General features: G+C 50.9%; 19 protein-coding genes and 2 tRNA genes. 18 read left to right on the top strand and 3 right to left on the bottom strand.

Annotation, left to right across the window (positions count from 1 at the left end; genetic code table 11):
- The first annotated feature begins 124 nt into the window (after positions 1-124).
- The gene (locus tag DXA87_RS14690; RefSeq protein WP_015553903.1) at positions 125-1,753 is read left to right on the top strand and encodes a trypsin-like peptidase domain-containing protein; all 1,629 of its coding nucleotides are present in this window, start codon (positions 125-127) and stop codon (positions 1,751-1,753) included.
- A 115-nt stretch (positions 1,754-1,868) separates the two neighbouring features.
- Here the strand turns inward: DXA87_RS14690 and gltS are convergent, their stop codons facing one another.
- Entirely contained in the window at positions 1,869-3,053 is a 1,185-nt protein-coding gene (gene gltS, locus DXA87_RS14685) for a sodium/glutamate symporter (protein ID WP_015553902.1), read from the bottom strand.
- 367 nt (positions 3,054-3,420) lie between these two features.
- On the opposite strand from gltS, the gene clpX reads away from it, so the two are divergent.
- Positions 3,421-5,100, top strand: coding sequence for an ATP-dependent Clp protease ATP-binding subunit ClpX (gene clpX / locus DXA87_RS14675; RefSeq protein WP_242998111.1), 1,680 nt, complete (start codon positions 3,421-3,423; stop codon positions 5,098-5,100).
- A 46-nt stretch (positions 5,101-5,146) separates the two neighbouring features.
- Here the strand turns inward: clpX and DXA87_RS14670 are convergent, their stop codons facing one another.
- Positions 5,147-6,880, bottom strand: a complete 1,734-nt coding sequence (locus DXA87_RS14670; RefSeq protein WP_117505141.1) for a S8 family peptidase — start codon at positions 6,878-6,880, stop codon at positions 5,147-5,149.
- A 261-nt stretch (positions 6,881-7,141) separates the two neighbouring features.
- Between DXA87_RS14670 and DXA87_RS14665 the strand changes: the two genes are divergently transcribed.
- The 11 genes from DXA87_RS14665 to DXA87_RS14615 all read left to right on the top strand — a co-directional run bounded on the left by DXA87_RS14665 (position 7,142) and on the right by DXA87_RS14615 (position 19,265).
- Complete coding sequence (locus DXA87_RS14665; protein WP_117485457.1) at positions 7,142-7,648, top strand: signal peptidase II; 507 nt, start codon at positions 7,142-7,144, stop codon at positions 7,646-7,648.
- 88 nt (positions 7,649-7,736) lie between these two features.
- Positions 7,737-8,846, top strand: a complete 1,110-nt coding sequence (gene glf / locus DXA87_RS14660; protein ID WP_117485455.1) for a UDP-galactopyranose mutase — start codon at positions 7,737-7,739, stop codon at positions 8,844-8,846.
- Positions 8,839-10,152, top strand: a complete 1,314-nt coding sequence (locus DXA87_RS14655) for a lipopolysaccharide biosynthesis protein (protein WP_199537939.1) — start codon at positions 8,839-8,841, stop codon at positions 10,150-10,152. The genes glf and DXA87_RS14655 overlap by 8 nt, the downstream gene beginning before the upstream one ends.
- Positions 10,142-11,068: a glycosyltransferase gene (locus DXA87_RS14650; protein ID WP_117485453.1), complete on the top strand. Its 927-nt coding sequence runs from the start codon at positions 10,142-10,144 to the stop codon at positions 11,066-11,068. Before DXA87_RS14655 ends, DXA87_RS14650 begins: the two co-directional genes overlap by 11 nt.
- Before the next feature lie 247 nt (positions 11,069-11,315).
- Entirely contained in the window at positions 11,316-11,891 is a 576-nt protein-coding gene (gene rfbC, locus DXA87_RS14645) for a dTDP-4-dehydrorhamnose 3,5-epimerase (protein WP_015553895.1), read from the top strand.
- 210 nt (positions 11,892-12,101) lie between these two features.
- The gene (locus tag DXA87_RS14640; RefSeq protein ID WP_117471108.1) at positions 12,102-12,920 is read left to right on the top strand and encodes an ABC transporter permease; all 819 of its coding nucleotides are present in this window, start codon (positions 12,102-12,104) and stop codon (positions 12,918-12,920) included.
- Positions 12,921-12,929: 9 nt separating this feature from the next.
- A complete protein-coding gene (locus tag DXA87_RS14635; RefSeq protein WP_117505139.1) occupies positions 12,930-14,246 on the top strand; it encodes an ABC transporter ATP-binding protein in 1,317 nt (438 codons plus the stop codon).
- 15 nt (positions 14,247-14,261) lie between these two features.
- Positions 14,262-15,122, top strand: a complete 861-nt coding sequence (locus DXA87_RS14630; protein ID WP_117505137.1) for a hypothetical protein — start codon at positions 14,262-14,264, stop codon at positions 15,120-15,122.
- Complete coding sequence (locus DXA87_RS14625) at positions 15,119-18,232, top strand: glycosyltransferase (protein WP_117505135.1); 3,114 nt, start codon at positions 15,119-15,121, stop codon at positions 18,230-18,232. The genes DXA87_RS14630 and DXA87_RS14625 overlap by 4 nt, the downstream gene beginning before the upstream one ends.
- A gap of 166 nt (positions 18,233-18,398) precedes the next feature.
- Positions 18,399-18,947, top strand: coding sequence for a ribosomal protein S18-alanine N-acetyltransferase (gene rimI / locus DXA87_RS14620; protein WP_242998110.1), 549 nt, complete (start codon positions 18,399-18,401; stop codon positions 18,945-18,947).
- A 75-nt stretch (positions 18,948-19,022) separates the two neighbouring features.
- On the top strand, positions 19,023-19,265 hold the full coding sequence (locus DXA87_RS14615) for a hypothetical protein (protein WP_015553890.1): 243 nt from the start codon (positions 19,023-19,025) through the stop codon (positions 19,263-19,265).
- Positions 19,266-19,398: 133 nt separating this feature from the next.
- Here DXA87_RS14615 and DXA87_RS14610 read toward each other — a convergent pair whose 3' ends face one another.
- Positions 19,399-19,611: a hypothetical protein gene (locus tag DXA87_RS14610; RefSeq protein WP_117471104.1), complete on the bottom strand. Its 213-nt coding sequence runs from the start codon at positions 19,609-19,611 to the stop codon at positions 19,399-19,401.
- Between the two features lie 80 nt (positions 19,612-19,691).
- On the opposite strand from DXA87_RS14610, the gene DXA87_RS14605 reads away from it, so the two are divergent.
- The 5 genes from DXA87_RS14605 (at position 19,692) to DXA87_RS14585 (ending at position 23,101) form a co-directional block, all read left to right on the top strand.
- Positions 19,692-20,603 (top strand): ribonuclease Z, encoded by a 912-nt coding sequence (locus tag DXA87_RS14605; RefSeq protein ID WP_015553889.1) that lies wholly within the window; start codon positions 19,692-19,694, stop codon positions 20,601-20,603.
- Positions 20,604-20,606: 3 nt separating this feature from the next.
- Positions 20,607-21,644 (top strand): tRNA (adenosine(37)-N6)-threonylcarbamoyltransferase complex transferase subunit TsaD, encoded by a 1,038-nt coding sequence (tsaD, locus tag DXA87_RS14600; RefSeq protein WP_015553888.1) that lies wholly within the window; start codon positions 20,607-20,609, stop codon positions 21,642-21,644.
- Complete coding sequence (ispD, locus tag DXA87_RS14595) at positions 21,644-22,366, top strand: 2-C-methyl-D-erythritol 4-phosphate cytidylyltransferase (protein WP_117505133.1); 723 nt, start codon at positions 21,644-21,646, stop codon at positions 22,364-22,366. Before tsaD ends, ispD begins: the two co-directional genes overlap by 1 nt.
- Positions 22,367-22,838: 472 nt before the next feature.
- Positions 22,839-22,924: transfer RNA gene (locus DXA87_RS14590), tRNA-Ser, on the top strand.
- 88 nt (positions 22,925-23,012) lie between these two features.
- Positions 23,013-23,101 (top strand) — tRNA-Ser (locus DXA87_RS14585).
- Positions 23,102-23,245: the final 144 nt, after the last annotated feature.

The raw sequence follows: 23,245 nt of genomic DNA, 5'->3' as shown, positions 1-23,245 counted from the left end.
CACACTTTCATCACATTTCACTGGTACACTATGTCATGTAGTTAAGGAGAGGAAAGAAAAAGAGAGAGTCCTTAAGTACAAAAAGAAACATCGAAAATTTCAACACAGAAAGGAGATTCCTATTATGTATGATGAAAATAAATGGAACGAAGTAAATAATGAAAACGAAAAGAAAAATAATGAACAGCCGGTAAACACACAGAACACTCAGAACACCCAAAACGGAGCCCAGCAGCCTCAGGGTGAGCATACAGGAAGACAGGTCTACGGAAGACTTGGTTCCGGTACACAGAACGGTCAGCCGTATAACGGAAATCCGAACGGCCAGAACGGTTACTACGGCGGGCAGCAGCATCAGCAGTATTACGGAAACCAGAACCAGTACACGAACCCGTATCAGCAGTACGACTATTATCAGGGACATGGACAGAATCCGAACGGAAACGGAAACAGCCACCACGCTTCGAAGAAACACTCCTACGCCAAGACGACAGCTCTTGTCACAGCGGCAGCGCTCCTCTTCGGTGTCGTATCCGGCGGAACGATGTACGGAGTCAACCGTGCGGCCAACACCCTGTTGCCGTACCAGAGTTCCCAGCTAAACGCCTCCTCCGAGACCATCGGGCAGACGACCCAGATCCCGGCAGCGAACACATCCACAACTTCCAGCAACGGTGTTGTTATTGAGGATGTCTCCGCGATCGTGGACGCAACCCTTCCGTCTGTCGTATCGATCACAAATACCCAGGTCTACCAGAGCAACACCTGGTTTGGACAATCCCAGACCTACGAAGTCCCGAGCAGCGGTTCCGGCATCATCGTCGGACAGAATGACTCCGAGCTTCTGATCGTTACAAATAACCACGTTGTCAGTGATTCCGAGGGACTTACCGTGACGTTCGCGGATGAGAGCACTGCGGACGCGGCCATCAAGGGCACAGACTCCGAGGCGGATCTCGCAGTGATCGCAGTTCCGCTCGACAAGATCTCCGCTGACACAAAGGGCAAGATCAAAGCGGCGACACTCGGTGATTCCGATTCCTTAAAGATGGGGCAGGGCGTTATCGCCATCGGCAACGCGCTTGGACTTGGCCAGAGCGTGACAGTCGGACATGTAAGCGCGTTAAACAGAGAGATCAAAGTTGACGATGCGACTAAGACCGTCATCCAGACAGACGCAGCGATCAACCCAGGCAACAGCGGCGGAGCTCTCTTAAACTCCAAAGGTGAAGTTATCGGCATCAACGAAGCAAAGTACGCGGATACAAGTGTTGAAGGCGTCGGTTACGCGATCCCGATCTCTAAAGCAAAAGACATCATCGATGACCTCATGACAAGGACCACAAAGATCGCGGTTTCCGAGTCTGAGCAGGGCTATCTCGGAATCCAGTTACAGAACATTGATGAGTCCATGGCAAAGATGTACGGAATGCCGCAGGGTGTCTATGTCTACAAGATCATGGAAGACTCCGCAGCCGCAGGTTCCGATCTTCACGAGAAGGACATCATTACAAAGCTGGATGGTGAGAAGATCTCCAACTACGCGGACCTTGCAAAGCTTCTGACTTACTATAAATCCGGTGATACCGTAACATTGACTGTCCAGTCTCTTGTAAACGGCAGCTATCAGGAGAGAGAAGTCCAGTTAACCTTAAAGCAGCGTCCGGCTGAGTCTGACAGTGAAAACAGTCAGAGCCAGGGCGGACAGCAGGATCAGAAACCGGCGCAGAGCCAGTCTAAGATCGGAAAATAATAAAGAGTCGATATAAAATAGAGAAACAAGACCGCCTCCCTGGAGTGATCACGGGAAAGGCGGTCTTGTTTTGTAAAGGTATAAAGGTTTTATCGAAAAGTTCCTGAAAACATGTTTACAGGAAATTCATGAACGTGGTCAGTACCATGGAGTTGAAGAAGTCAACGAATAAGCTTCCTACTAACGGTACGATGAAGAATGCTCTCGGAGCTGCACCGTAGCGCTCAACGAGTGCTCTCATGTTTGCCATAGCGTTCGGGGTAGCGCCCATACCGAAACCGCAGAATGCAGTTGTCATGGCAGCTGCCTCGTAGTCACGTCCCATAACGTTGAATACAACGAAGTTCGCGTACAGGAACATAACAATCGTCTGAACAAGCAGGATGACGATCATCGGAAGAGCAAGTGCTGCTAACTGCCAAAGCTTTAAGCTCATCATAGCCATGGACAGGAACAGATTTAAGGAAAGTCCGCCGAGGGCGTCAATCTCAACCATCGGAAGTTCTTTGTGCTGGACATCCCAGATATTGCGGATCGCTGCTGCTGCGAGCATAGCGCCGATATAAGTCGGGAATGTCAGGTGGCATACATCTTTGAAGAATGTGAAAATAAGAGTACCGAGACCGATGGCAACTGCTAAAAACATTGCGGATGTTGTGAATTTCTGACCATCAACGGCCGGCATAACCTCAGCTGTCTCGTTGCCTTCCTCAGCTGCTGTGGATTTTAAGTGGAGTTTTTCAACACGGGCACGTGCGATCGGGCCGCCCATCATACTTCCGGATACAAGTCCGTATGTAGCTGCCGCGAGAGCAACTGTGGTAGCGCCTACAACGGCGTAATCTGTTTCAAGAAGCGGTCCGAAGGAACCGGATGTTCCGTGTCCGCCTACTAACGGCATGGAACCCATACATAAGCCGAGCAGCGGATCCAGACCAAAGGCTGCTGCGAGACCGCTGCCAACTGCGTCCTGGATGACACAGATGGCGACTGCGAGTCCGAGGAACAGAAATACCTGAAGTCCGCCCTTTTTCAACAGACGGAAGCAGGCTGTGAATCCGACGCTGCAGAAGAAGACTGTCATGAAGACACTCTGTAATGTTGTGTCAAAGGAGAGTTCCAGAATTCCTGCTGCGTATAACGCCAGATGAGCAAAGGCGAATACGATACCGCCGGCAACCGGTGCCGGGATGCAGTACTTACTTAAGAATGAAAGTTTGTTGACCATGAGTCGTCCGAGACAATAGACGAGAGCGCCGAGGGCGCAGGCCTGGTACATGTCGAGCTGTAAAGTGATCATAAGATTTACCCCCTCTTATATAGTTGTTCACCAGGTAACGGTTCAGTGAATTCACAGCCGCGGTCAAGCCTGTGTTACTTACGGTCGGTGCAGGGAATGCGCTGACCTGCCAAACAGTTACTTAGTTGCTACAATTCCATGTTAAATTCAAACTACAAAAAACATCAAAAAAATACAGGGGGCAGAGTTCAGATGCTGTTAAGAGGAAAGATGATTCTGTCAGAAAATTTACACATGGTTTTTCGGTTGCGGGAAGACTCAATTTGCATTATAATAGGTTATAATTCTGTAAAAACAGGCAGAAAACGCGTGGACAGGCCGCGGCCTGTATCCATGAGAAACGATAGAAGGTTCAGGGAGAAAAAATTTGGAAGACAACAAAAATAACGGATATGAGAAGATCTGCTGCATGTGCAGACGGACGGAGAGTCAGGCAGGAAAAATGATCACGCTGCCGGGTGGATTGCAGGTGTGCCGGGACTGTATGCAGAGATCGTTTGATATGATGATGGGAAGCGGTATGGACTGGACAAAGATGTCCGGGATCACGCCGGAGCTGTTGAAAAATATGTATCTGAATCCGATGGGAAGCGGAGATGGAGCGCAGAAGCAGGAGAATACCGGAACTGCTGCGGGTAAGAAAGATGACGTGAGCGAAGCGGAAAAACAGAATTCTGTGGATAATCCGACTGAAGCAGACACGGATGAGGACGCAGAGCAGACCGTTGTGGATGCTGACGAGACCGAAGATGGCGATGATTTCGAGGAGGACGGTGACGGATCAGAGGGAATTCCATTGGGAAATATTTTCGGAATCCCGGTGGGGCAGATCGACCTCGGCGCCCTCATGGGCCAGGGCCATAAGCGCAGGAAAAAGAAGAAAAAAGTAAAAAAGGAGCTGTTTAAGCTCAGCGAGATCCCGGCCCCCCATGCGATCAAGGCGCAGCTCGACGAGTATGTGATCGGACAGGAGCAGGCGAAGAAGGTGATCGCTGTCGCAGTCTACAACCACTATAAGCGTGTATTTTCCAAGACATCCCCGGATGCCGGGAAGTACGGAACCGATATCGACATCGAAAAGTCAAATATCCTGATGATCGGACCTACCGGAAGCGGTAAGACGTATCTCGTAAAGACTTTGGCGAAGCTCCTCGATGTGCCGCTTGCGATCGCGGACGCCACATCCTTAACAGAAGCAGGTTATATCGGTGACGATATCGAGAGTGTTCTCACAAAGCTCCTCGCAGCGGCGGGCGGTGATGTGCAGAAAGCGGAGATGGGCATCGTGTTCATCGACGAGATCGATAAGATCGCAAAGAAGAAATCCACGAACACCCGCGATGTCAGCGGCGAGTCCGTGCAGCAGGAACTCTTAAAGCTTTTAGAGGGTGCGGATGTGGAGGTCCCGGTCGGAACAGGACAGAAGAACGCCATGACCCCGATGGAGATGATCAACACAGATAATATCCTCTTTATCTGCGGCGGCGCCTTCCCGGATCTTGAGAATATTATCAAGGAGCGTCTCACCAATACGACGTCCATCGGCTTCGGCTCCGATCCGAAAGACAAGTATGATAAGGATCCGAACCTTCTTTCCAGAGTTACCAATCAGGATCTCAGGGAGTTTGGCATGATCCCGGAGTTCTTGGGAAGACTTCCGGTGACCGTGACACTTCAGGGACTCACGAAGGAATTCCTCGTGCGGATCTTAAAGGAGCCGAAGAACGCGATCTTAAAGCAGTATAAGAAGCTTCTCGCCATGGATGAGGTAAATTTAAACTTTGACGATGATGCCCTGGAATGGATCGCAGAGCAGGCGCTCAAAAAAGACACCGGTGCGAGAGCGCTCCGGGCGATCATCGAGGAATTCATGCTCGATATCATGTTCGAGATCCCGAAGGACCCGGAGATCGGTTCTGTGACGATCACCCGCGCGTATCTGGAAAAACACGGTGGCCCGCGGATCGAGATGCGGGAGTATTCTACGGCGGACAAGAAGGCGGCTGCTCTGCCGGGACCGACGGAAGCCTGTTACAAAGCTGAATAAATACGAAGCCTGCTGATAGTGTCTGCACGGCATCGGATGTTATAAATTAAAGGTTTCTGAGATGTAAAAAAGCTTCATACAGATTCAGCGTTCCATATCCGAACTCACGGTTCGGGTATGTGAGCGCTGGATTTCTTTGTGCCCCACGGACGAAGATGGACTTTAGCACCGGCGTGTTGAGATACGGGTAATTTGCATTGAGGACGCCCCAGTTCAACAGGATCGCCGCGGCACCGGCGAGGTGGGCGGCGGAGACGGAGGTGCCGGACATTCTTGTGAGACGTCTTCCTGAGACGGACGCGCCTAAGATGTTGACACCCGGGGCAGCGAGGTCCGGCTTTATCCGGCCGGACAGGCTGTAGCCGCGGCTGGCGTGGATGTAGATGCTGTTTTTGGTGTGGTCGTAGGCGGTGACAGTGATGGGATACCGGGCATTTCCGGGATCTGTGATGATCGTATCGGGATCCGGGCGGAGAAAATAGGTCTCATCGGAGATAAAGCCCCGGACCGGCAGCCAGATATGAAAGGTCTCACGGATGTCCAGAGAGTTCCGTATCAGGATCCGCCAGATCCCGGACATGGGGTTTTCGAAGCGCATAAAGATAAACTGGCTCCCGGCGCTCACATCGGCGATCTGGGTGTAGACTGTGATCTGGGTCTGTTCCAGGAGAAAGGACACCGTGTTCTCGCCCCGGAGCGGAACGGAAATCTCCCGCGCAACTTCGCCGGTCGGTGAGATAAAGCCCACCGTGTAGGCACCCATGTTCTCCGCCCAAAGTTCCATGGAAAAACCGGCTTCCCGTTCCCCCACCCGCAGCTCCGCGGTGACTTCATCCGTATCTGCGTCCATGACAGCCCGAAAGTGATGTCTTGCTCCGGTCTCGTTCCCGGCAGCGGTGATGACGGCGGAACCGTTTGAAAGGCTGACCTGGTTTAAATACTGCCCGAGGCGGCTCATTCCCATGTGGCTTCCCATATTGGTGCCGAGAGGAATGCAGACGACGAGGGGCATGGAGTATTTTCTGGCGAGAAAATAGAGATAGGAGACGCCCATCATGATATCGTTCTCCTGGTAGGCCTCTGCCCCGTCCTGGATCAGGTAGAAGTCACGGAGATACTGCTTGGCGGGTTTTAATTTCACCATGGCGATGGATGCCTGCGGTGCCGCCCCGGAAAATCCCGCCCGTTCATCCCGGTTCCCGGCGGCAATGGAAGCGAGAAATGTTCCATGTCCGTTTTCGTCCCGGGTGGGGACGATGGAGGCGGGATTGTCGGAGTTCAGGGCCAGGTTGATCTCCTCGGCAGTGTATTGCGTGCCGTAGAGAGCTGAGAAGGCAGAAAATGGTTTTGCAGTTTCATTCTCTATATTGTTAGAATTATCTGAATTATTTGTCTGGTCCCATATCCCAATAATTCTTGTACTTCCATCTACATTCCGAAACAGCGAATCTGTATAATTGATCCCCGTATCCACAAATCCCACAATAACTCCCGCGCCCTGATTGTTCAGCACCGGAAGCTCCCCCGCTGGCGTGATCCCGGCAGCATCCATACTTGTGACATCCAGAAGACTATATAGCTTTGGAACTGCCGAATATGTATAGGAAGTATAAGTAGAAGGTGTCACTGTGGAGAGCGGAACATAGACGACCGCCAGCGTAGAATTCACAAAATCAATGCAGTCTGTCCCCTGTGAACGAATAAACTCTTCAGGTGTAGTAAAATAAGGTGCGATAAAATCCGCAAAATCTTCCGACGCGACAGAATTTGTACATGACATGGCTGATACTCCGCAGAAAATGGTTCATACTATATATGTATATGAGGGACAAGGGCACATGTTCCAAAAAAAATTACAGGATCAGAAAACGGGAAGAGGAACGAGAGGCGTAAATGAAATGGGTAAGAAAACGTGTGAAAATGGTGCCGCAGTCTGACCGTGAAATAAGAAATATATGGACGGACCCTTTAAAATGTTGTAATATAAGGATATCTGTGAAAGTATGCAATCATGTAAGATAGAAAAGAAAGGGGAATCGCAATGTTTGGATTTTTGACATTCGGAACGACGCTTGCGCTTACAGATCTGGCTGTGAAAAAAGAGATCGAAGCCAGACCCGATGGAGAATTCCCGAAAACCGTGAAAGAATCAGGTGGCCTGATCCGCCTCCACAAAAACCACAATCCGGGCTTTTCCTTCGGATTCATGAAGGAATACCCAAAACTTGTGGAGATGGTCCCGGTCTGCATGCTGTCGGCGGTAGCCGGTGCATGGGCGTATGTGATCGGAAAGAAGGGACGTGTGCTGGAGAAGACGGCGCTGACCCTGGTGCTGGCCGGCGGAGCGAGCAACCTTTATGACCGGCTCAAACGCGGATATGTGGTGGACTATTTCAGCATCCAGTGGAAGAAACTGAAAAAAGTGGTCTTCAACCTGGGTGATATCTTTATTTTTGCCGGATCGGCCCTGTTTGCGGCAGTCCAGCTCGTGGAGGAGCTCCGCGAAATTCTTCCGAAAGAAAAGATCTTTGTTAAGGAAGAAGAGTAATTCAGGCAGCAGGACATAAAATCCAGCTCACCCATGCTGCAAAATACATCGGCGCAGAAAAGCCGGGACAATGAGGAGAACAGTCTATATGAAGAAACAATATGATTACCTGTTAGTGGGCAGCGGACTTTTCGCCGGAGTTTTCGCGTACTACGCAAAAAAAGCCGGAAAGACCTGCCTCGTTCTTGAGAAGAGAGAACATGCAGGCGGAAACATCTACTGCGAAAATATCGAGGGCATCAACGTACATCGTTACGGCGCCCATATCTTCCACACCAGCAACAGGGAAGTCTGGAACTTTGTGAACGGCCTCGTGGAATTCAACCGCTACACAAACAGCCCGGTTGCAAACTACAAGGGCGAGATGTATAACATGCCGTTCAACATGAACACCTTCAGCCGCATGTGGGGAATCTCCACTCCGGAGGAGGCAAAAAAGATCATCAATGAGCAGAGAAAGGTCATCAAGGGCGAGCCGAAGAACCTGGAAGAGCAGGCCATCAGCCTTGTGGGAACCCATATCTACCAGAAGCTTGTCAAGGGCTACACTGAGAAACAGTGGGGCAGAGACTGCAAGGAGCTCCCAGCCTTCATCATCAAACGTCTCCCGGTACGCTACACCTACGACAACAACTATTTCAATGACCTTTACCAGGGAATCCCGATCGGCGGCTACAATAAGATCACGGAAAAGCTCTTCGAGGGCTGTGAGATCCGCCTCGGAGCCGACTACCTGGCTGACAAGGAGAAATATGACGCCCTTGCGGACAAGGTCGTATATACAGGAACCATCGACAGCTATTTCGACTACTGCTTCGGAAAACTCCAGTACCGCAGTCTGCGGTTTGAGACGGAGGTCTTAGACTGCGACAACTATCAGGGCAATGCGGTCATCAACTACACCGACCGCGAGACTCCGTACACGAGGATCATTGAGCACAAACACTTCGAGTTCGGAACCCAGGAGAAGACAGTCATCACGAGAGAGTACCCGGCGGAGTGGACCGAGGGCATGGAGCCATACTATCCGGTAAACGATGAGAGAAACCAGGAATTATATAAGAAATACGCGGAACTCGCTGGAAAAGAGAAGAATGTGATCTTCGGCGGAAGACTCGCGGAATACCGCTATTACGATATGGATAAGGTTATCGAGTCCGCCCTGTCCTGCGTGAAGAAGGAATTTGGAAATGAATAACCGGCCGAAAACGCCTCACGGGTTCACCAGACTCATCATTGGCGACGGATCCGCGGTGTCGGAGCAGAAGAACATTATCTGGAATATGATCGGAAGCTTCCTCTACGCCTTTGCGTCCATGGTGCTCTCTATCGCGGTGGTCCAGCTTGCGGGCGAGGACGCGGGCGGAGTGTTCACCTTCGCCTTTACCACCTTCGGACAGCACATGTTCATGGCGGCATACTTTGGGATCCGCCCGTTCCAGATCACGGATACCGGGGAGAAATATACCTTCGGCGATTATCTGGGACTGCGCCTCATCACCTGCGGTCTCGCGATCCTTGTGGGCTTTGGCTACGTCCTTGTCAGCGGATATACCTTTGAGAAGGCAGCTGTCGTTTTTCTGATGGTGGTCTACAAGGTCATCGATGCCCTGGCGGATACATACGAGGCAGAATTTCAGCGGAGCGGAAGACTGTACCTGACGGGAAAATCCAACGCGTTCCGGACGATCCTCTCCGTAACCTGTTTCCTCGGAAGTCTCGCGGTGACAGGAGAGCTTCTGACGGCCAGTATCTGGGCAGTCGGCGCGCAGTTTATGGGATTTTCCCTGTTTGATTTCCTTGTGATCCGGGAACTCCCGAATGTGACATGGAAGTCGGGGCGCGGAAAGAAATTCCAGCTCTTCCGGGATAATATTCTGTTATTTTTCTCGGTGGTTCTGGACTTCTATATCTTTTCCGCATCAAAATACGCCATCGAGGCCCATATGGCAGACCGTGATCTCGCAGTCTACGGCGCGATCTTCATGCCGACCAGCGTAATCAACCTGGTTGCCGGCTTCGTGATCCGACCGTACCTCACAAAGCTCGCGGTGGACTGGGAGACAGGCCACTTAAAAGCATTCCGGAAGATCATCATGAACCTTGCCCTGATCATTGCGGCCCTGACCGTTCTCGCGGTGGGCGGTGCGTGGTTATTGGGAATTCCGGTGATCAGCCTGCTGTACCCAAACTTAAGAGAAGGACTTTCCACCTGCCGCATGGCGTTGGTACTGATCATCATCGGCGGCGCCCTCAATGCATTCATGAACCTGTTTTACTATTCCCTTATTATCATGCAGAAACAGAGGTTCATCATCCTGGGCTACGCCTTCGTCAGCGTACTCGCGGTGCTTTCTTCCGGCTGGTTCGTCCGGATGGGAGGAATCCAGGGCGGCGCCTTCGTATACATGCTTTTGATGGCGGCACTGATGGTATTCTTTGGAATTTTCTCTGCAGGATTTATGAAACAGAAAGAGAGAGCTCAAAAACACGATGAAGGTTGATGTGATCATCCCGGTCTATGGTCCGGGAAACAGATTGTTGGAATTATTTGACCGGCTGGGACGCCAGACCGTACCGGTGGATCGGCTGATCATCATGAATACAGAAAAGTACCTGTGGGATAAGTGGACGGAGACCCTGGAACCGGGAAGACTCCCGGAAAATCTCTCCGTGTACCATGTGACGAAGGAAGAGTTTGATCATGGTGCTACAAGAGACGCAGGGATCGGGCACTCCGACGCGGATGTCTGTGTCTGCATGACCCATGATGCGCTTCCAGCGGATACAAATTTGATAAAAGCCCTGACGGACGCACTTTTCTCCGGGGACGATATCGCTGTGGCATATGCGAGACAGCTTCCGGCAACGGACTGCAATATCATCGAGCGCCACACGAGAGATTTTAACTATCCGGACAAAAGCCGGGTCAAGAGACTTTCAGATCTCGACACCCTGGGGATCAAGACCTACTTCTGTTCCAATGTCTGCGCGGCATATAAGCGGGAGATCTATAGGAAACTTGGTGGTTTTATCCGGAAGACGATCTTCAACGAGGACATGATCTTCGCGGCGAAGGCCATGAAGAATGGATACGCGGTTTACTACGCGGCGGACGCGAGAGTGATCCACTCCCATAACTATACAGCGTCCCAGCAGTTCCACAGAAATTTTGACCTGGCGATCTCCCAGGCGGACAATCCTGACGTATTCTCCGGGATCCGGTCCGAGGGCGAGGGCATCCGCATGGTGAAGGACACAGCCCGCTGGCTCGTAAAGACGGGGCACGCGTACCTCGTCCCGAAGCTTGTGGTGGACAGCGGATTCAAGTATCTGGGGTATCTTGCCGGGAAAAGGTATAAGAAGCTGCCAAGAAAATTGGCAGTAAAGCTGTCTATGAACCGCAATTACTGGAAATAGAGTTAAAAATTATGTAAACTGACCTGCTGCCTGCTTCTATATACAAATGGCGGCGCAGTGGCACAACGCAGAAAAAAGTTGTCATTCCGCCTGTGGGGTGGTATGATGTAGTGCGGAAATGCCGAAAAATGGCGAAAATACAGCGGTGTGCAGGAAAAGCATATATTTCTGCTTCAGAAATGAGATGGGTATATGCCGAAAGAGAAATATTGCAGCCGTAAATTTATAAAAATGTGAGGTAAAAACTATGGGAAAGATCAAAGTTTCTTCCTGTGAAACAGATGGAATGGTAATCGAAGGCCTTCATGTGATCGAGCCGACCGTATTCAACGACGAGCGCGGATACTTCATGGAGACATACAACCAGAACGACTTCAAAGAGGCTGGACTCAACATGGTATTCGTACAGGATAACCAGTCTATGTCCGTAAAGGGCGTACTCCGCGGCCTTCATTTCCAGAAGCAGTTCCCGCAGGGCAAGCTCGTCCGTGCGGTACGCGGAACAGTTTTCGATGTAGCCGTTGACTTAAGAACACACTCCAAGACATACGGAAAGTGGTTCGGTGTTGAGCTCTCCGCAGAGAACAAGAAACAGTTCTACATTCCGGAAGGTTTCGCACACGGCTTTGTCGTTCTCTCCGACGAGGCAGAGTTTGCCTACAAGTGCACCGATTTCTATCATCCGGGTGACGAGGGCGGACTTGCATGGAACGATGAGACGATCGGCGTAAAGTGGCCGATCACACCGGACATGCAGCTCATCATCTCCGAGAAAGACCAGAAATGGCCGGGATTTAAAGAAATTTTTAAATTCGACAGATAGTAATAAAAGACAGCTCAGCAGCTTTTTGTGATGCATAGAAGAATGTGCAGATAACCTGATTAAATCGATTTTTTATATGAGGTTAGAAGCAATATCAAAATGAAAAGGCGAAGAGCTGAAACGTTATAATTGAAAAACTCACACTTAGTCTCCAATCGGGACCGCGCGAAAAGCGGCCCCGCCCCCGGAGACCAGAAAGGTTGTTAAAACGTGAATTATCTGACTTCATTACTGAAGGAGCTGGTGGCAAAAAGAAAACTGATCTGGGAACTCTCCAAGGCAGATTTCAGAAAACGTTTTGTCGGCTCCTATTTTGGCGTTGTCTGGATGTTTATCCAGCCCATCGTCACCGTCCTGATCTATTGGCTCATCTTCGGTCCCATCGGATTCAAGAGTGCGCCGCCGGTGCCGAACGCCTCCTATGTCCAGTGGCTGGTTCCGGGTATCGCCCCGTGGTTCTTCTTCTCCGAAGCCTTAAACTGCGGAACAGGATGCCTTCAGGAATACAACTACCTGGTAAAAAAAGTAGTATTTAAGGTGGAGATCCTGCCTGTGATCAAACTGATCTCCTGCCTGTTCGTCCATGTGTTCTTTGTTGCGATCATGTTCATCGTATTCCTGGTCAGCGGCAAAAGACCGCAGATTTCCTGGATCCAGATCATTTATTATTCCTTTGCCGCATCCATGTACGCCCTGGCGCTCACCTATCTTACCAGCGCGATCCAGGTATTCTTCAAGGATATGGCACAGATCGTCAGCATCTGCCTGCAGTTCGGCATGTGGCTGACCCCGATTATGTACAGCGAGCAGCTATTCCTCGACAAAGGTCTGACGATGGCTCCGATGATCCTGAAGCTGAACCCGTTTTACTATATTGCGGCGGGATACCGTGACAGCATGCTGACGGGAGACTGGTTCTTCATGCGTCCGACACTGACCGTGTATTTCTGGGCAGTGACCCTGATCACCATGTTAGTGGGACTCAAAGTATTCAAGCGGCTTCGCCCGCATTTCTCAGATGTATTGTAGGAGGAAACCATGTCTGCCAATGCGATTACAGTAAAAGACGTGACGAAGGTGTACAGGCTCTACGACAAGCCGATCGACCGCTTGAAAGAGTCCTTAAGCCCGACACATAAAAGCTATCACAAAGACTTCTATGCCTTAAATGGTCTGTCCTTCAACGTAGAAAAAGGACAGACAGTGGGCATTATCGGAACGAACGGTTCCGGTAAATCAACGATCTTAAAGATCATCACCGGTGTCCTTACACCGACCACAGGCCAGGTGGACGTTGAGGGAAAGATCTCCGCACTTCTGGAGCTTGGTGCCGGCTTCAACATGGACTACACCGGAATCGAAAATATCTATATGAACGGCACGATGATGGGCTATTCCCGGAAGGAGATGGATGAGAAGCTGCAGGATATCCTGGATTTTGCGGATATCGGCGATTTTGTCTATCAGCCGGTGAAGACATACTCCAGCGGTATGTTCGTCCGTCTGGCGTTTGCGCTCAACATTAATGTGGAGCCGGAGATCCTGATCGTCGACGAGGCCCTGTCCGTCGGAGACGTATTCTTCCAGGCAAAATGTTACCGGAAGATGGAGGAGATCAAGCAGAGGGGAACAACGATCCTCATGGTTACCCACGATATGGGCAGTATTATTAAATACTGCGATAAGGTCGTTCTCTTAAACAAGGGCGAATTCATCGCGGAAGGTGAGCCGGGCCACATGGTGGATCTCTATAAGAAGATCCTGGCAAACCAGCTGGATTCCTTAAATGAAGAACTGGAGAGCGATTATTCCGGCGGGATGTTAGGCGATGAGAAAAAGGCGAAGGCGGAGGAATCCCATTCCGACGGATCCCTCATGAAGGATAAGATCACCATCAACACAGACCGCACCGAGTACGGTGACGGCCGGGCTGAGATCTTCGACCTGGGACTCTTCGATTCGAAAGGAAATCTCACAAACCTCCTGTTAAAGGGAGAGATGTTCACGATCAAGGAGCGGATCCGCTTCCATGCGCCGATCAAGAGTCCGATCTTTACCTACACGATCCGCGATAAAAAGGGAACAGACCTCACCGGAACGAACACCATGTACGAGGGATGCGATATCAAACCGGTGGGGGATGGCGATGTCTACGACGTTTCCTTTACCCAGAAGATGACATTACAGGGCGGCGAGTACCTGCTCTCTATGAGCTGTACCGGCTTCGAGGGCGAGGAACATGTGGTCTACCACCGCCTGTACAACATTGCAAACATTACGGTGATCTCCAACAAGAATACGGTCGGCGTCTACGACATGGAGTCTGAGGTGGAGACATCGCTCACAAGGGCGTAAAAGCGGGAGAAAAAGATGAAGGATTACAGTTATGAACTTCTTGACCTGCTCGAAAAGTATAAAGGAGATGCGGAGGCGGCACTGCGGGGTGAAACAAGCCCGTGGTGTCTCTACGCATTTTCGCCGTTAAGGGAAAACCTTTTCGAGTGGCTGGAAATAGGAAAAAAGGACCGGGTTCTCCAGGTCGGATCCGACTACGGTTCCTGTACCGGGCTGTTTGCGGAGCGCGCCGGTGAGGTGGTCGTTCTGGATCCGTTGGATGAGAACTTGGAGGTGAACCGGAAAAGACACGGAGAGAAGGAAAATCTCTGCCTGGTCCGCGGCGAACTTCCAAAGGCGGGAACAGAGTCTCTTGGATGGAAAGAGTACAAGGGAAAAGAGCGTGCGGCAGAAGAACTTGATGCTCTCTATAAGGATGGCTTCGACTATGTGATCCTGCCGTCCATGCTCTCCGGGACAGAGAAAAACGGGGCAGCAGATCTGCTGGCAAGAGCAGCTGCTCTTGTGAGACCTGGCGGAAGGCTTTTAGCGGCAGCGGAGAATGAGTCTGGTGTCCGCTATTTCATGGGAGCGGAGCCATTTGAGCACTCCTTCCTGGAGGTGGAGTTCCGTGGTCTGTTTGAGGACTTAAAAGAGAAATTTGGCGGAACCGCAATGCTCTACTATCCGGTTCCGGACTACCGTTACCCGGTGACCATCTACTCCGACGGCTATCTCCCGCAGACCGGCGATGTGACGAACATCTCCGCCCGTCTTGACGGACCGGGACTCTGGTTCGGAAACGAGGAGAAAGCCATGGCGAACGCATGCAGAAATGGGGACTTCACGAAATTCACGAACTCATTCCTTGGCATGTGGGAAAAGGGGAAGGCATGAGACAGATTTTATTTGTAAAATACAACCGGACCAGAGCGGCGCAGTTCCAGTTAAAGACAGAGATCGTGCGGGAGGACGAAGTTCTCACCGTTGAAAAAACGGCTCTCACAGAGGCTGGCGAGGCGCATATCCGCTCCTTCGGAGAAAAATATGAGAAGATCCGTGATCTGAATCCTGCCATCCGTTTCTTGAAGCCGGAATGGAAAAAGGATAAGAAGACGGTCTCCTTCCAGTACTTAAACGGCAAGACGGTCGGGGATGCCCTGGGCGAAGCTATCGTTATGGGCGAGGTTCCGTATCAGGAGCTTGAGACCGTGATGAAGGTGCTGTTCCCGGAAAATGCAGACGCGAAAATCTTTGAGGCGACACCGGAGTTCGAGACGGTATTCGGAAAAGTTCCGATGATCGACGATAAGGCAGCCGCGTTCTCCAATGTGGATGGGCTCTTCGAGAACCTGATGGTGCCGGAAAACGAGAACTGCATCTATGGAATCGACTATGAATGGGTATTTGATTTCCCAATCCCGGAGAAATTTTTGAAATACCGCGACCTCTTATATTTTTACAGACGCTACGAGAGAGTCCTCAACGTAAAAGAAGAAGATCTCTATGCCCATTTCGGGATCACAGGGGGAGAACTCCAGATCTTTGACGGCATGGAAAAGGCGTTCCAGTCCTATGTCCATGATGCAGGCTCCTTCGGCTACATGAAACAGTACGAGCAGCCGACAAAGACCGTGGAATTTCTTCTTGACCGTGAGAGCGAGCTCTACAAGGTAAAAGACTGGTGCGAGAACTTAAAGCAGGAGATTTCCGAGAAGGACATCACGATCATGAAGCAGCAGGAAGTCCAGCGTCTCACAAACAATCATGTGACGAACCTGGATGCCATCATCGCCAGCCTGAGAAGCGAGAACGCGAGAATGGCGGGAGACCTGCAGTACCTGTCGAAACATGAGGCGATCATGTGGAAAGTTCTCCGGAAATGCCACCGCGCTGTGGATAAAGTCATGCCGAAGGGCACAAGAAAGAGAAAGATCGCGGGGTACTTCAAGAATACCGTCCTCCATCCGGGAAAATACGGAAGGCTGTACTTCACAAAGGACGGAAGAAACAGGATCCGCGGCGACTTTAAGATCGGCGCCGGTTACTTAGAGCATGGAAAACTCCACTTTGACTATGTGGAGCACCCGACCGTATCCATCGTGATCCCGGTCTACAACCAGATCCACTATACCTATGCCTGCCTGCTCTCAATCTTAGAGAACACGAAGGATGTGACCTATGAGATCATCATCGCCGATGACGTGTCCACGGACGCGACGAAGGAGCTGTCCCTGTACGCGGAGAATCTCGTGATCTGCAGAAACAAGACGAACCAGGGCTTCCTGAGAAACTGTAACCAGGCAGCGAAGGCGGCCCGCGGAAAATATGTGATGTTCTTAAATAATGACACACAGGTAACTCCGGGCTGGCTCTCATCACTCGTGAACCTCATCGAGTCTGATCCGACGATCGGTATGGTTGGCTCCAAGCTGGTCTACCCTGACGGACGTCTCCAGGAAGCGGGGGGAATCATCTGGAGTGACGGCTCCGGCTGGAATTATGGACGTCTTGACGATCCGGAGAAGCCGGAATACAACTACGTGAAGGATGTGGACTATATCTCCGGTGCGGCGATCCTGTTATCCAATGACCTCTGGAAACAGATCGGCGGTTTCGACGAGCTGTTTGCACCGGCGTACTGCGAGGATTCTGACCTTGCCTTCGAGGTGAGAAAAGCCGGATACCGCGTAGTCTACCAGCCATTGTCAAAAGTCATCCACTTCGAGGGCGTCTCCAACGGTACCGACGTAAATGGAACTGGTCTAAAGCGCTACCAGGTGGAGAACAGTAAGAAGCTAAAGGAAAAGTGGGCGGAGGAGTTCAAAAAGCAGTCTGTAAATACAGGCAATCCGAACCCGTTCCGTGCCCGTGAGAGAAGCCAGAAGAAGCCGGTGATCCTTGTCGTGGACCATTATGTTCCGACCTTCGATAAGGACGCGGGTTCCAAGACTACTTACCAGTACCTCAAAATGTTCGTGAAGATGGGATATTCCGTGAAATTCCTCGGAGACAACTTCCTTCACGAGGAGCCGTACTCCACAACACTTCAGCAGATGGGCGTGGAGATCTTATATGGGCCGGAGTACCAGGCAGGTATCTGGGACTGGCTGACAAAGAATAAAGATGAGATCGATTTTGCGTACCTGAACCGTCCGCATATCGCCATCAAGTATGTTGATTTTATTAAGAAGAACACCAATATCAAGGTGATCTACTACGGACATGACCTGCATTTCTTAAGAGAGTACCGGGAGTACGAGCTCACCGGCGATATCAAGAAGAAACGGGAGTCCGATTACTGGAAATCCATCGAATTCTCCCTGATGGAGAAGGCGGCGGTCTCCTACTATCCGTCCTACGTGGAGGAGGAGGCGATTCACGCGATCCATCCGGAGTACAGGATCAAGGCGATCACAGCCTATGTCTATGAGAAATTCCTGGAGAATATCGACAAGGACTTCGCAAAGAGGGAAGGACTGCTGTTTGTCGGCGGCTTCGCGCATCCGCCGAACGCGGACGCGGTTCTCTGGTTCGCAAAGGAGATCTTCCCGCTGATCAGACAGAGGATCGACGTAAACTTCTATGTGGTTGGCTCTAAGGTGACAGACGAGATCAAAGCGCTTGAACAGCCGGGAAGCGGCATCATTGTCAAAGGCTTTGTCACGGAGGAAGAGCTTGCGTCTCTTTATTCCACATCCCGCATCGTTGTGGTTCCGCTGCGCTACGGCGCCGGAGTTAAGGGCAAGGTCGTTGAGGCAGTCTACAATGGAGCTGCCATCGTCACCACATCCATCGGTTCCGAGGGAATCCCGGAGGCGGATCGCGTCATGAAGGTTGCCGACGGACCGGAGGCATTCGCTGACGAGGTAGTCAAGATGTATCAGGATCCGGCAGAATGCCGCAGAATGTGCGAGGAGACCCAGAAATACATCCGCGAGTACTTCAGCGTTGAGGCTGCATGGAAGGTCATCGAGGAGGACTTTACGCCGAAGAAAAAGAGATAGGACTTGGCTGTAAAGTCATATATGGAATCGAATATTGTGATAAGACTCTGCCGGGAATTTATTTCCCGGCAGTCTGTTCACATGAACGAAAATTCCGGCAAAAATCCGGCAGATCCGTCGTGCATGGTGTGCAAGCCTGTGGAATGCGGTTGAAAAGGAGAATATAGTGGAAAAAGACATTATTCATGAAAATTCCAACAATCACAATAAATACATAAATAACGAAAACAGCGGTGAAAAATCCGCGGAACAGGCAGGAGCTGTGCTTCGCGCGATGACTGTGGATGATATTTCCGCTGTGAAGCAGATCGAACAGACCTGCTTTTCGGATGCCTGGTCTGAAAAGCTCCTCTCTGACCTGCTTGAGAGTGAGTGGGACGAGGCCTGGGTGCTGACAGATACAGACGGCACCAGGATCGGATACGCGAATTTCCGCTTCCTCGCCGGCGAAGGCGAGCTCATGAGGATCGCAGTGCTCCCGGAACACAGGGGCTGTGGGGAGTCAAAGAAACTCATGGACCGTCTGGAAATCTCTGCAAAGGAAAAGGAAGCGCCGGACCTGACTCTGGAGGTGCGCGCCGGAAACACACCTGCCATAAACCTTTATATATCCTATGGTTTTCAGGCGGAGGCTGTGCGGAAAAATTACTATCAGAATCCGGTGGAGGATGCCCTCATCATGTGGAGACGTTCCGTTCCATCGATTCCCACTTAAAATCATGAAAATATCCGCTATACTGTAGGGGACTCCGGAAGAGCCGGAGATAAAGAAGGCGGAGGAAAAGAAACGATGAGAAAATACGGAAAAGATGGCAGGCTGGATTGTGTGATCTGCAACCGCTGTGGGAAAAAACTGGCGGTGAAACATGGGATCGTGCGGGAAGGTGTGTTTACATCAGATCACAGATGGGACTTCTTTTCGGAAAAAGACGGGGAGATCCACCATTTTGACCTGTGCGAGGATTGCTACAACGAAGTGACAGCGGAGTTCCGGGTTCCGGTGGACGTGGAGGATGAGATCGAGCTGCTTTGAAAACGCAGGCGGTATGCGGCAGAAATGCCGTTATGCTGAAACAGGTTCAGACCAGATTGCGCTGCAAGAGCATATTTGAATATTAGAAGCGGGTACGGGCGGTTGTCTGTACTCGTTTTCTATTGCCGGGTATTCAGAAGAAGCTGACGTCGGCAGTTCTGTACTTCTTGGTCACTGTACACGGGTAGGAATTTTCTGAACTGAAAATTCCGTACAATACAGTGATGGTAATGGATTTTGCCGATTCGGAATGTGAAGCATCGGCAAAATCAGTTACTGTTTGCGCAGCGTGAACAGTAATACTTCTTGCGGTTCCTGCCCAGGAATCAACTTCCATCTCTTGCATATGACCTCCGCTTTATGGTATGATACGTGCAGACTGGATAAATATAAACTTTTATTATCATAGAATGCAGAGGAAAATACATGTTAGATATCTGTTTACTGGGAACCGGCGGCATGCAGCCGCTGCCGTACCGCTGGCTAACGTCCATGATGGCGCGCTGCGATGGTAGCAATCTGCTGATCGACTGCGGCGAGGGAACCCAGATCGCATTGAAAGAAAAGGGATGGAGCCCGAAGCCGGTGGACGTGATCTGCTTCACCCACTACCATGCCGACCATATCAGCGGACTTCCGGGGTTTCTCCTGACCATGGGAAACGCGGAGCGCACGGAGCCGGTACTTCTGGTGGGACCGAAAGGTCTGGAACGTGTCGTTGGTGCCCTGCGCACCATTGCGCCGGAACTTCCGTTCCCGCTTGTGTTTAAAGAACTCACGGAGCCGAGAGAAAAATTTCAGGCGGGTCCCTATGTGGTGGACGCATTCCGCGTAAACCACCGCGTGACCTGCTATGGATATCGCATTACGATCCCGAGAAACGGCAAATTTGATGTGGAACGGGCGAGAGCCCAGGAGATTCCGCAGAAATTCTGGAGCAGACTGCAGAAAGGCGAGACCATCGAGCACGAGGGTAAGATCCTGACCCCGGACATGGTGCTGGGAGAAAAGCGCCGCGGAATTTCCGTTACCTACACGACTGACACGCGCCCGGTTCCGGCAATCGCCGAATATGCCGCGGACAATGACCTCTTTATCTGCGAGGGCATGTACGGTGAGAAGGAAAAAATTGCCAACGCGCGGGAGAATAAGCATATGATGTTCCAGGAGGCGGCAAAGCTCGGTAAAGAGGCGAATCCGCGGGAGATGTGGCTGACCCATTACAGCCCGTCCTTAATGCATCCGGAGGAATATTTAAACGAGATCCGGGAAATCTTCCCGAAAATTAAGACTGCCCGCGACGGCTGGTCTGCTGAACTTGGATTTGATGAGGATTAAGAAATGAAGATACACAGTGTTGAAGAAGATGTATATATACTTGCAATCGAGAGTTCCTGTGATGAGACAGCGGCCGCTGTTGTAAAAAACGGCCGTGAGGTGCTTTCTAACGTGATCTCATCCCAGATCGCGCTCCACACACTTTACGGCGGGGTTGTGCCGGAGATCGCGTCAAGGAAACATATTGAGAAGGTAAATCAGGTGGTTCAGGCTGCCTTAGACGAAGCACACATGACATTAGATGAGATCACAGCCATCGCTGTGACCTACGGACCTGGTCTTGTGGGCGCGCTTCTCGTGGGCGTTGCGGCGGCAAAGGCTATCGCTTACGCCGCAAAGAAGCCGCTGGTGCCGGTTCATCATATCGAGGGACATGTATCCGCAAACTTTATCGAGCACCCGGATCTGGAACCGCCGTTTGTCTGCGAGATCGTGTCCGGCGGACATACGCATCTTGTGATCGTGAAGGACTACGGTGAGTTCGAGATCATCGGACGCACAATGGATGACGCGGCGGGAGAGGCATTCGATAAAGTTGCCCGCGCCGTAGGTCTTGGCTACCCGGGCGGCCCGAAGGTCGACAAGGCGGCAAAAGAGGGAAATCCTCATGCCATGGAATTTCCGCGGGCAAAAGTCGGCGGATCCCAGTATGACTTTAGCTTCAGCGGCATGAAATCCGCTGTATTAAACTATATCAACCAGGCGGAGATGAAGGGAGAGACGATCTGTGTGCCGGATCTCTGCGCTTCCTTCCAGAACGCGGTGGTGGATGTTCTCGTGAGCCGTGCCGTTGCGGCAACAAAGGAGTTTGGATACAAGAAGCTCGCCATTGCGGGCGGCGTTGCGTCAAACTCTGCCCTGCGCGCAGGCATGAAGGCGGCATGTGAGAAAGCCGGAATCGAATTCTACTATCCGTCACCGATCTTCTGTACCGACAACGCAGCAATGATCGGTGCTGCGGGATACTATGAGTATATCAACGGAGTCCGCGCAGGCTGGGACCTCAATGCGGTGCCGAACCTAAAACTGGGAGAGCGGTAATGGAACAGGTGAAAACAGCAGCCATCGTGCTGGCAGCAGGACATGGAAAGCGGATGCACAGCAAGGTGGCAAAGCAGTATCTTCTCTTAAAGGGGGAACCGGTGGTTGTTCATGCCCTGCGGGCCTTTGAGAAGGCAGGGATGGATGAGATTATTCTGGTGGCCGGAGCAGACGAAGTGGAATTCTGTAAAAGGAATATCGTGGAGCAGTATGGATTTACCAGAGTGAGACAGGTCGTTGCGGGAGGAAAAGAACGGTATAATTCTGTCCGGAATGGACTTTGCGCTTTAAAGACCGTAGGATTCGCAGAGGACGGTATCGTTCTGATCCATGATGGTGCAAGACCGCTTGTAAACGGAGAGATCATCGCGAGAGCTGTGGATGGTGTCCGGGAGTTTTCTGCCTGTGTGGCATCGATGCCGGTTAAGGATACGATCAAGGCAGCGGATGCGGAGGGATTTTCTGCAAGCACGCCGGACCGCAGTACCTTATGGCAGATCCAGACACCTCAGGCATTCCGCTTCGGTCTGATCTACCGCGCCTATGAGAAGGTATTTGCACCCGGAACAGACCGCAGCCGTATTACGGATGATGCAATGGTAGTGGAACTGATGACGGACACAAAGGTGAAGTTTATCGAGGGAAGTTATTCAAACATCAAAGTGACAACTCCGGAGGATATGATCATCGCGGAGGCTCTTTGTGCTCATAGGGTACAATAGATTCTTTCTATAATAGAAGATATGGATCTGCCAGTGGCAGTCAGAGAGAGGCGTGGTCTTCCGGGAAAAGGAGATCACGCCTTTCTGGCTGAACAGATAAAAAGAATTTTAGTACCTATTCAGTACCTTCATAGTTACACGCAAAAATCCATTCCAGATCAGCTTCGCTGATGGGATTTTTGCCCTCCAGCCTATGTTTTCTTACGGTCAGCGCAGCAAGTGCGCAGACCTACTAAACAGTTACGAATTTTAGACTTTTAGAAAAATTCTGAAAAAATTCTTTTCAAAAGGAGAAATGAGTTTATTGGATATATGACATGAGAATACCAGATGTTGATGATCGCAATGCATGGGAATAGCATATTTTGTATACAATTAGAAAAGAATAAAAAAACGAAAAAAACTTGGAAAAATGCTTGACAAAAATGGTATTGTGGGGTATTATTAATGAGCACGTTTGAGAGAGCGCTTTGGAGAGATATCGAAGTGGTCATAACGAGGCGGTCTTGAAAACCGTTTGTCCGCAAGGGCGCGTGGGTTCGAATCCCACTCTCTCCGCTAACTGTACTGCGGAGCCAGAGAGATGAGTTCCTGGTGCAGAACTGAATAACGATCTTGTAAAAAAGCAAGATGTGAGTCAACCAATGCAGAAGTACCCAAGTGGTTGAAGGGGCTCCCCTGGAAAGGGAGTAGGTCGTTAGTAGCGGCGCGAGGGTTCAAATCCCTCCTTCTGCGCTTTAACTTATGAAGGAAAACTCCTTCAAAAAGTTAAAAAAATTCTTGACAAACCGGAAACGGTATGATAGAATAAACGAGTTGCCGCTGAGAACGAAAGCGACAACGAAACAAAGTTCCTTGAAAACTGAACAGTATGTAAAA

Origin of the sequence: Desulfotomaculum sp. OF05-3 (assembly GCF_003435535.1) — a bacterium.
Classification (GTDB): Bacteria; Bacillota; Clostridia; order Lachnospirales; family Lachnospiraceae; genus Pilosibacter; species Pilosibacter fragilis.
This window is presented reverse-complemented; position numbering and strand designations above follow the sequence as displayed.

What these genes read in the sequence shown, in the direction of transcription:
- DXA87_RS14610 (WP_117471104.1), bottom strand. Translation starts at nt 19,611, where the DNA reads ATGCAAGAGATGGAAGTTGATTCCTGGGCAGGAACCGCAAGAAGTATT.
- gltS (WP_015553902.1), bottom strand. Translation starts at nt 3,053, where the DNA reads ATGATCACTTTACAGCTCGACATGTACCAGGCCTGCGCCCTCGGCGCT.
- DXA87_RS14615 (WP_015553890.1), top strand. Translation starts at nt 19,023, where the DNA reads ATGAGAAAATACGGAAAAGATGGCAGGCTGGATTGTGTGATCTGCAAC.
- DXA87_RS14605 (WP_015553889.1), top strand. Translation starts at nt 19,692, where the DNA reads ATGTTAGATATCTGTTTACTGGGAACCGGCGGCATGCAGCCGCTGCCG.
- DXA87_RS14650 (WP_117485453.1), top strand. Translation starts at nt 10,142, where the DNA reads ATGAAGGTTGATGTGATCATCCCGGTCTATGGTCCGGGAAACAGATTG.
- DXA87_RS14690 (WP_015553903.1), top strand. Translation starts at nt 125, where the DNA reads ATGTATGATGAAAATAAATGGAACGAAGTAAATAATGAAAACGAAAAG.
- DXA87_RS14635 (WP_117505139.1), top strand. Translation starts at nt 12,930, where the DNA reads ATGTCTGCCAATGCGATTACAGTAAAAGACGTGACGAAGGTGTACAGG.
- tsaD (WP_015553888.1), top strand. Translation starts at nt 20,607, where the DNA reads ATGAAGATACACAGTGTTGAAGAAGATGTATATATACTTGCAATCGAG.
- ispD (WP_117505133.1), top strand. Translation starts at nt 21,644, where the DNA reads ATGGAACAGGTGAAAACAGCAGCCATCGTGCTGGCAGCAGGACATGGA.
- DXA87_RS14655 (WP_199537939.1), top strand. Translation starts at nt 8,839, where the DNA reads ATGAATAACCGGCCGAAAACGCCTCACGGGTTCACCAGACTCATCATT.
- DXA87_RS14630 (WP_117505137.1), top strand. Translation starts at nt 14,262, where the DNA reads ATGAAGGATTACAGTTATGAACTTCTTGACCTGCTCGAAAAGTATAAA.
- glf (WP_117485455.1), top strand. Translation starts at nt 7,737, where the DNA reads ATGAAGAAACAATATGATTACCTGTTAGTGGGCAGCGGACTTTTCGCC.
- rfbC (WP_015553895.1), top strand. Translation starts at nt 11,316, where the DNA reads ATGGGAAAGATCAAAGTTTCTTCCTGTGAAACAGATGGAATGGTAATC.
- DXA87_RS14665 (WP_117485457.1), top strand. Translation starts at nt 7,142, where the DNA reads ATGTTTGGATTTTTGACATTCGGAACGACGCTTGCGCTTACAGATCTG.
- DXA87_RS14625 (WP_117505135.1), top strand. Translation starts at nt 15,119, where the DNA reads ATGAGACAGATTTTATTTGTAAAATACAACCGGACCAGAGCGGCGCAG.
- DXA87_RS14670 (WP_117505141.1), bottom strand. Translation starts at nt 6,880, where the DNA reads ATGTCATGTACAAATTCTGTCGCGTCGGAAGATTTTGCGGATTTTATC.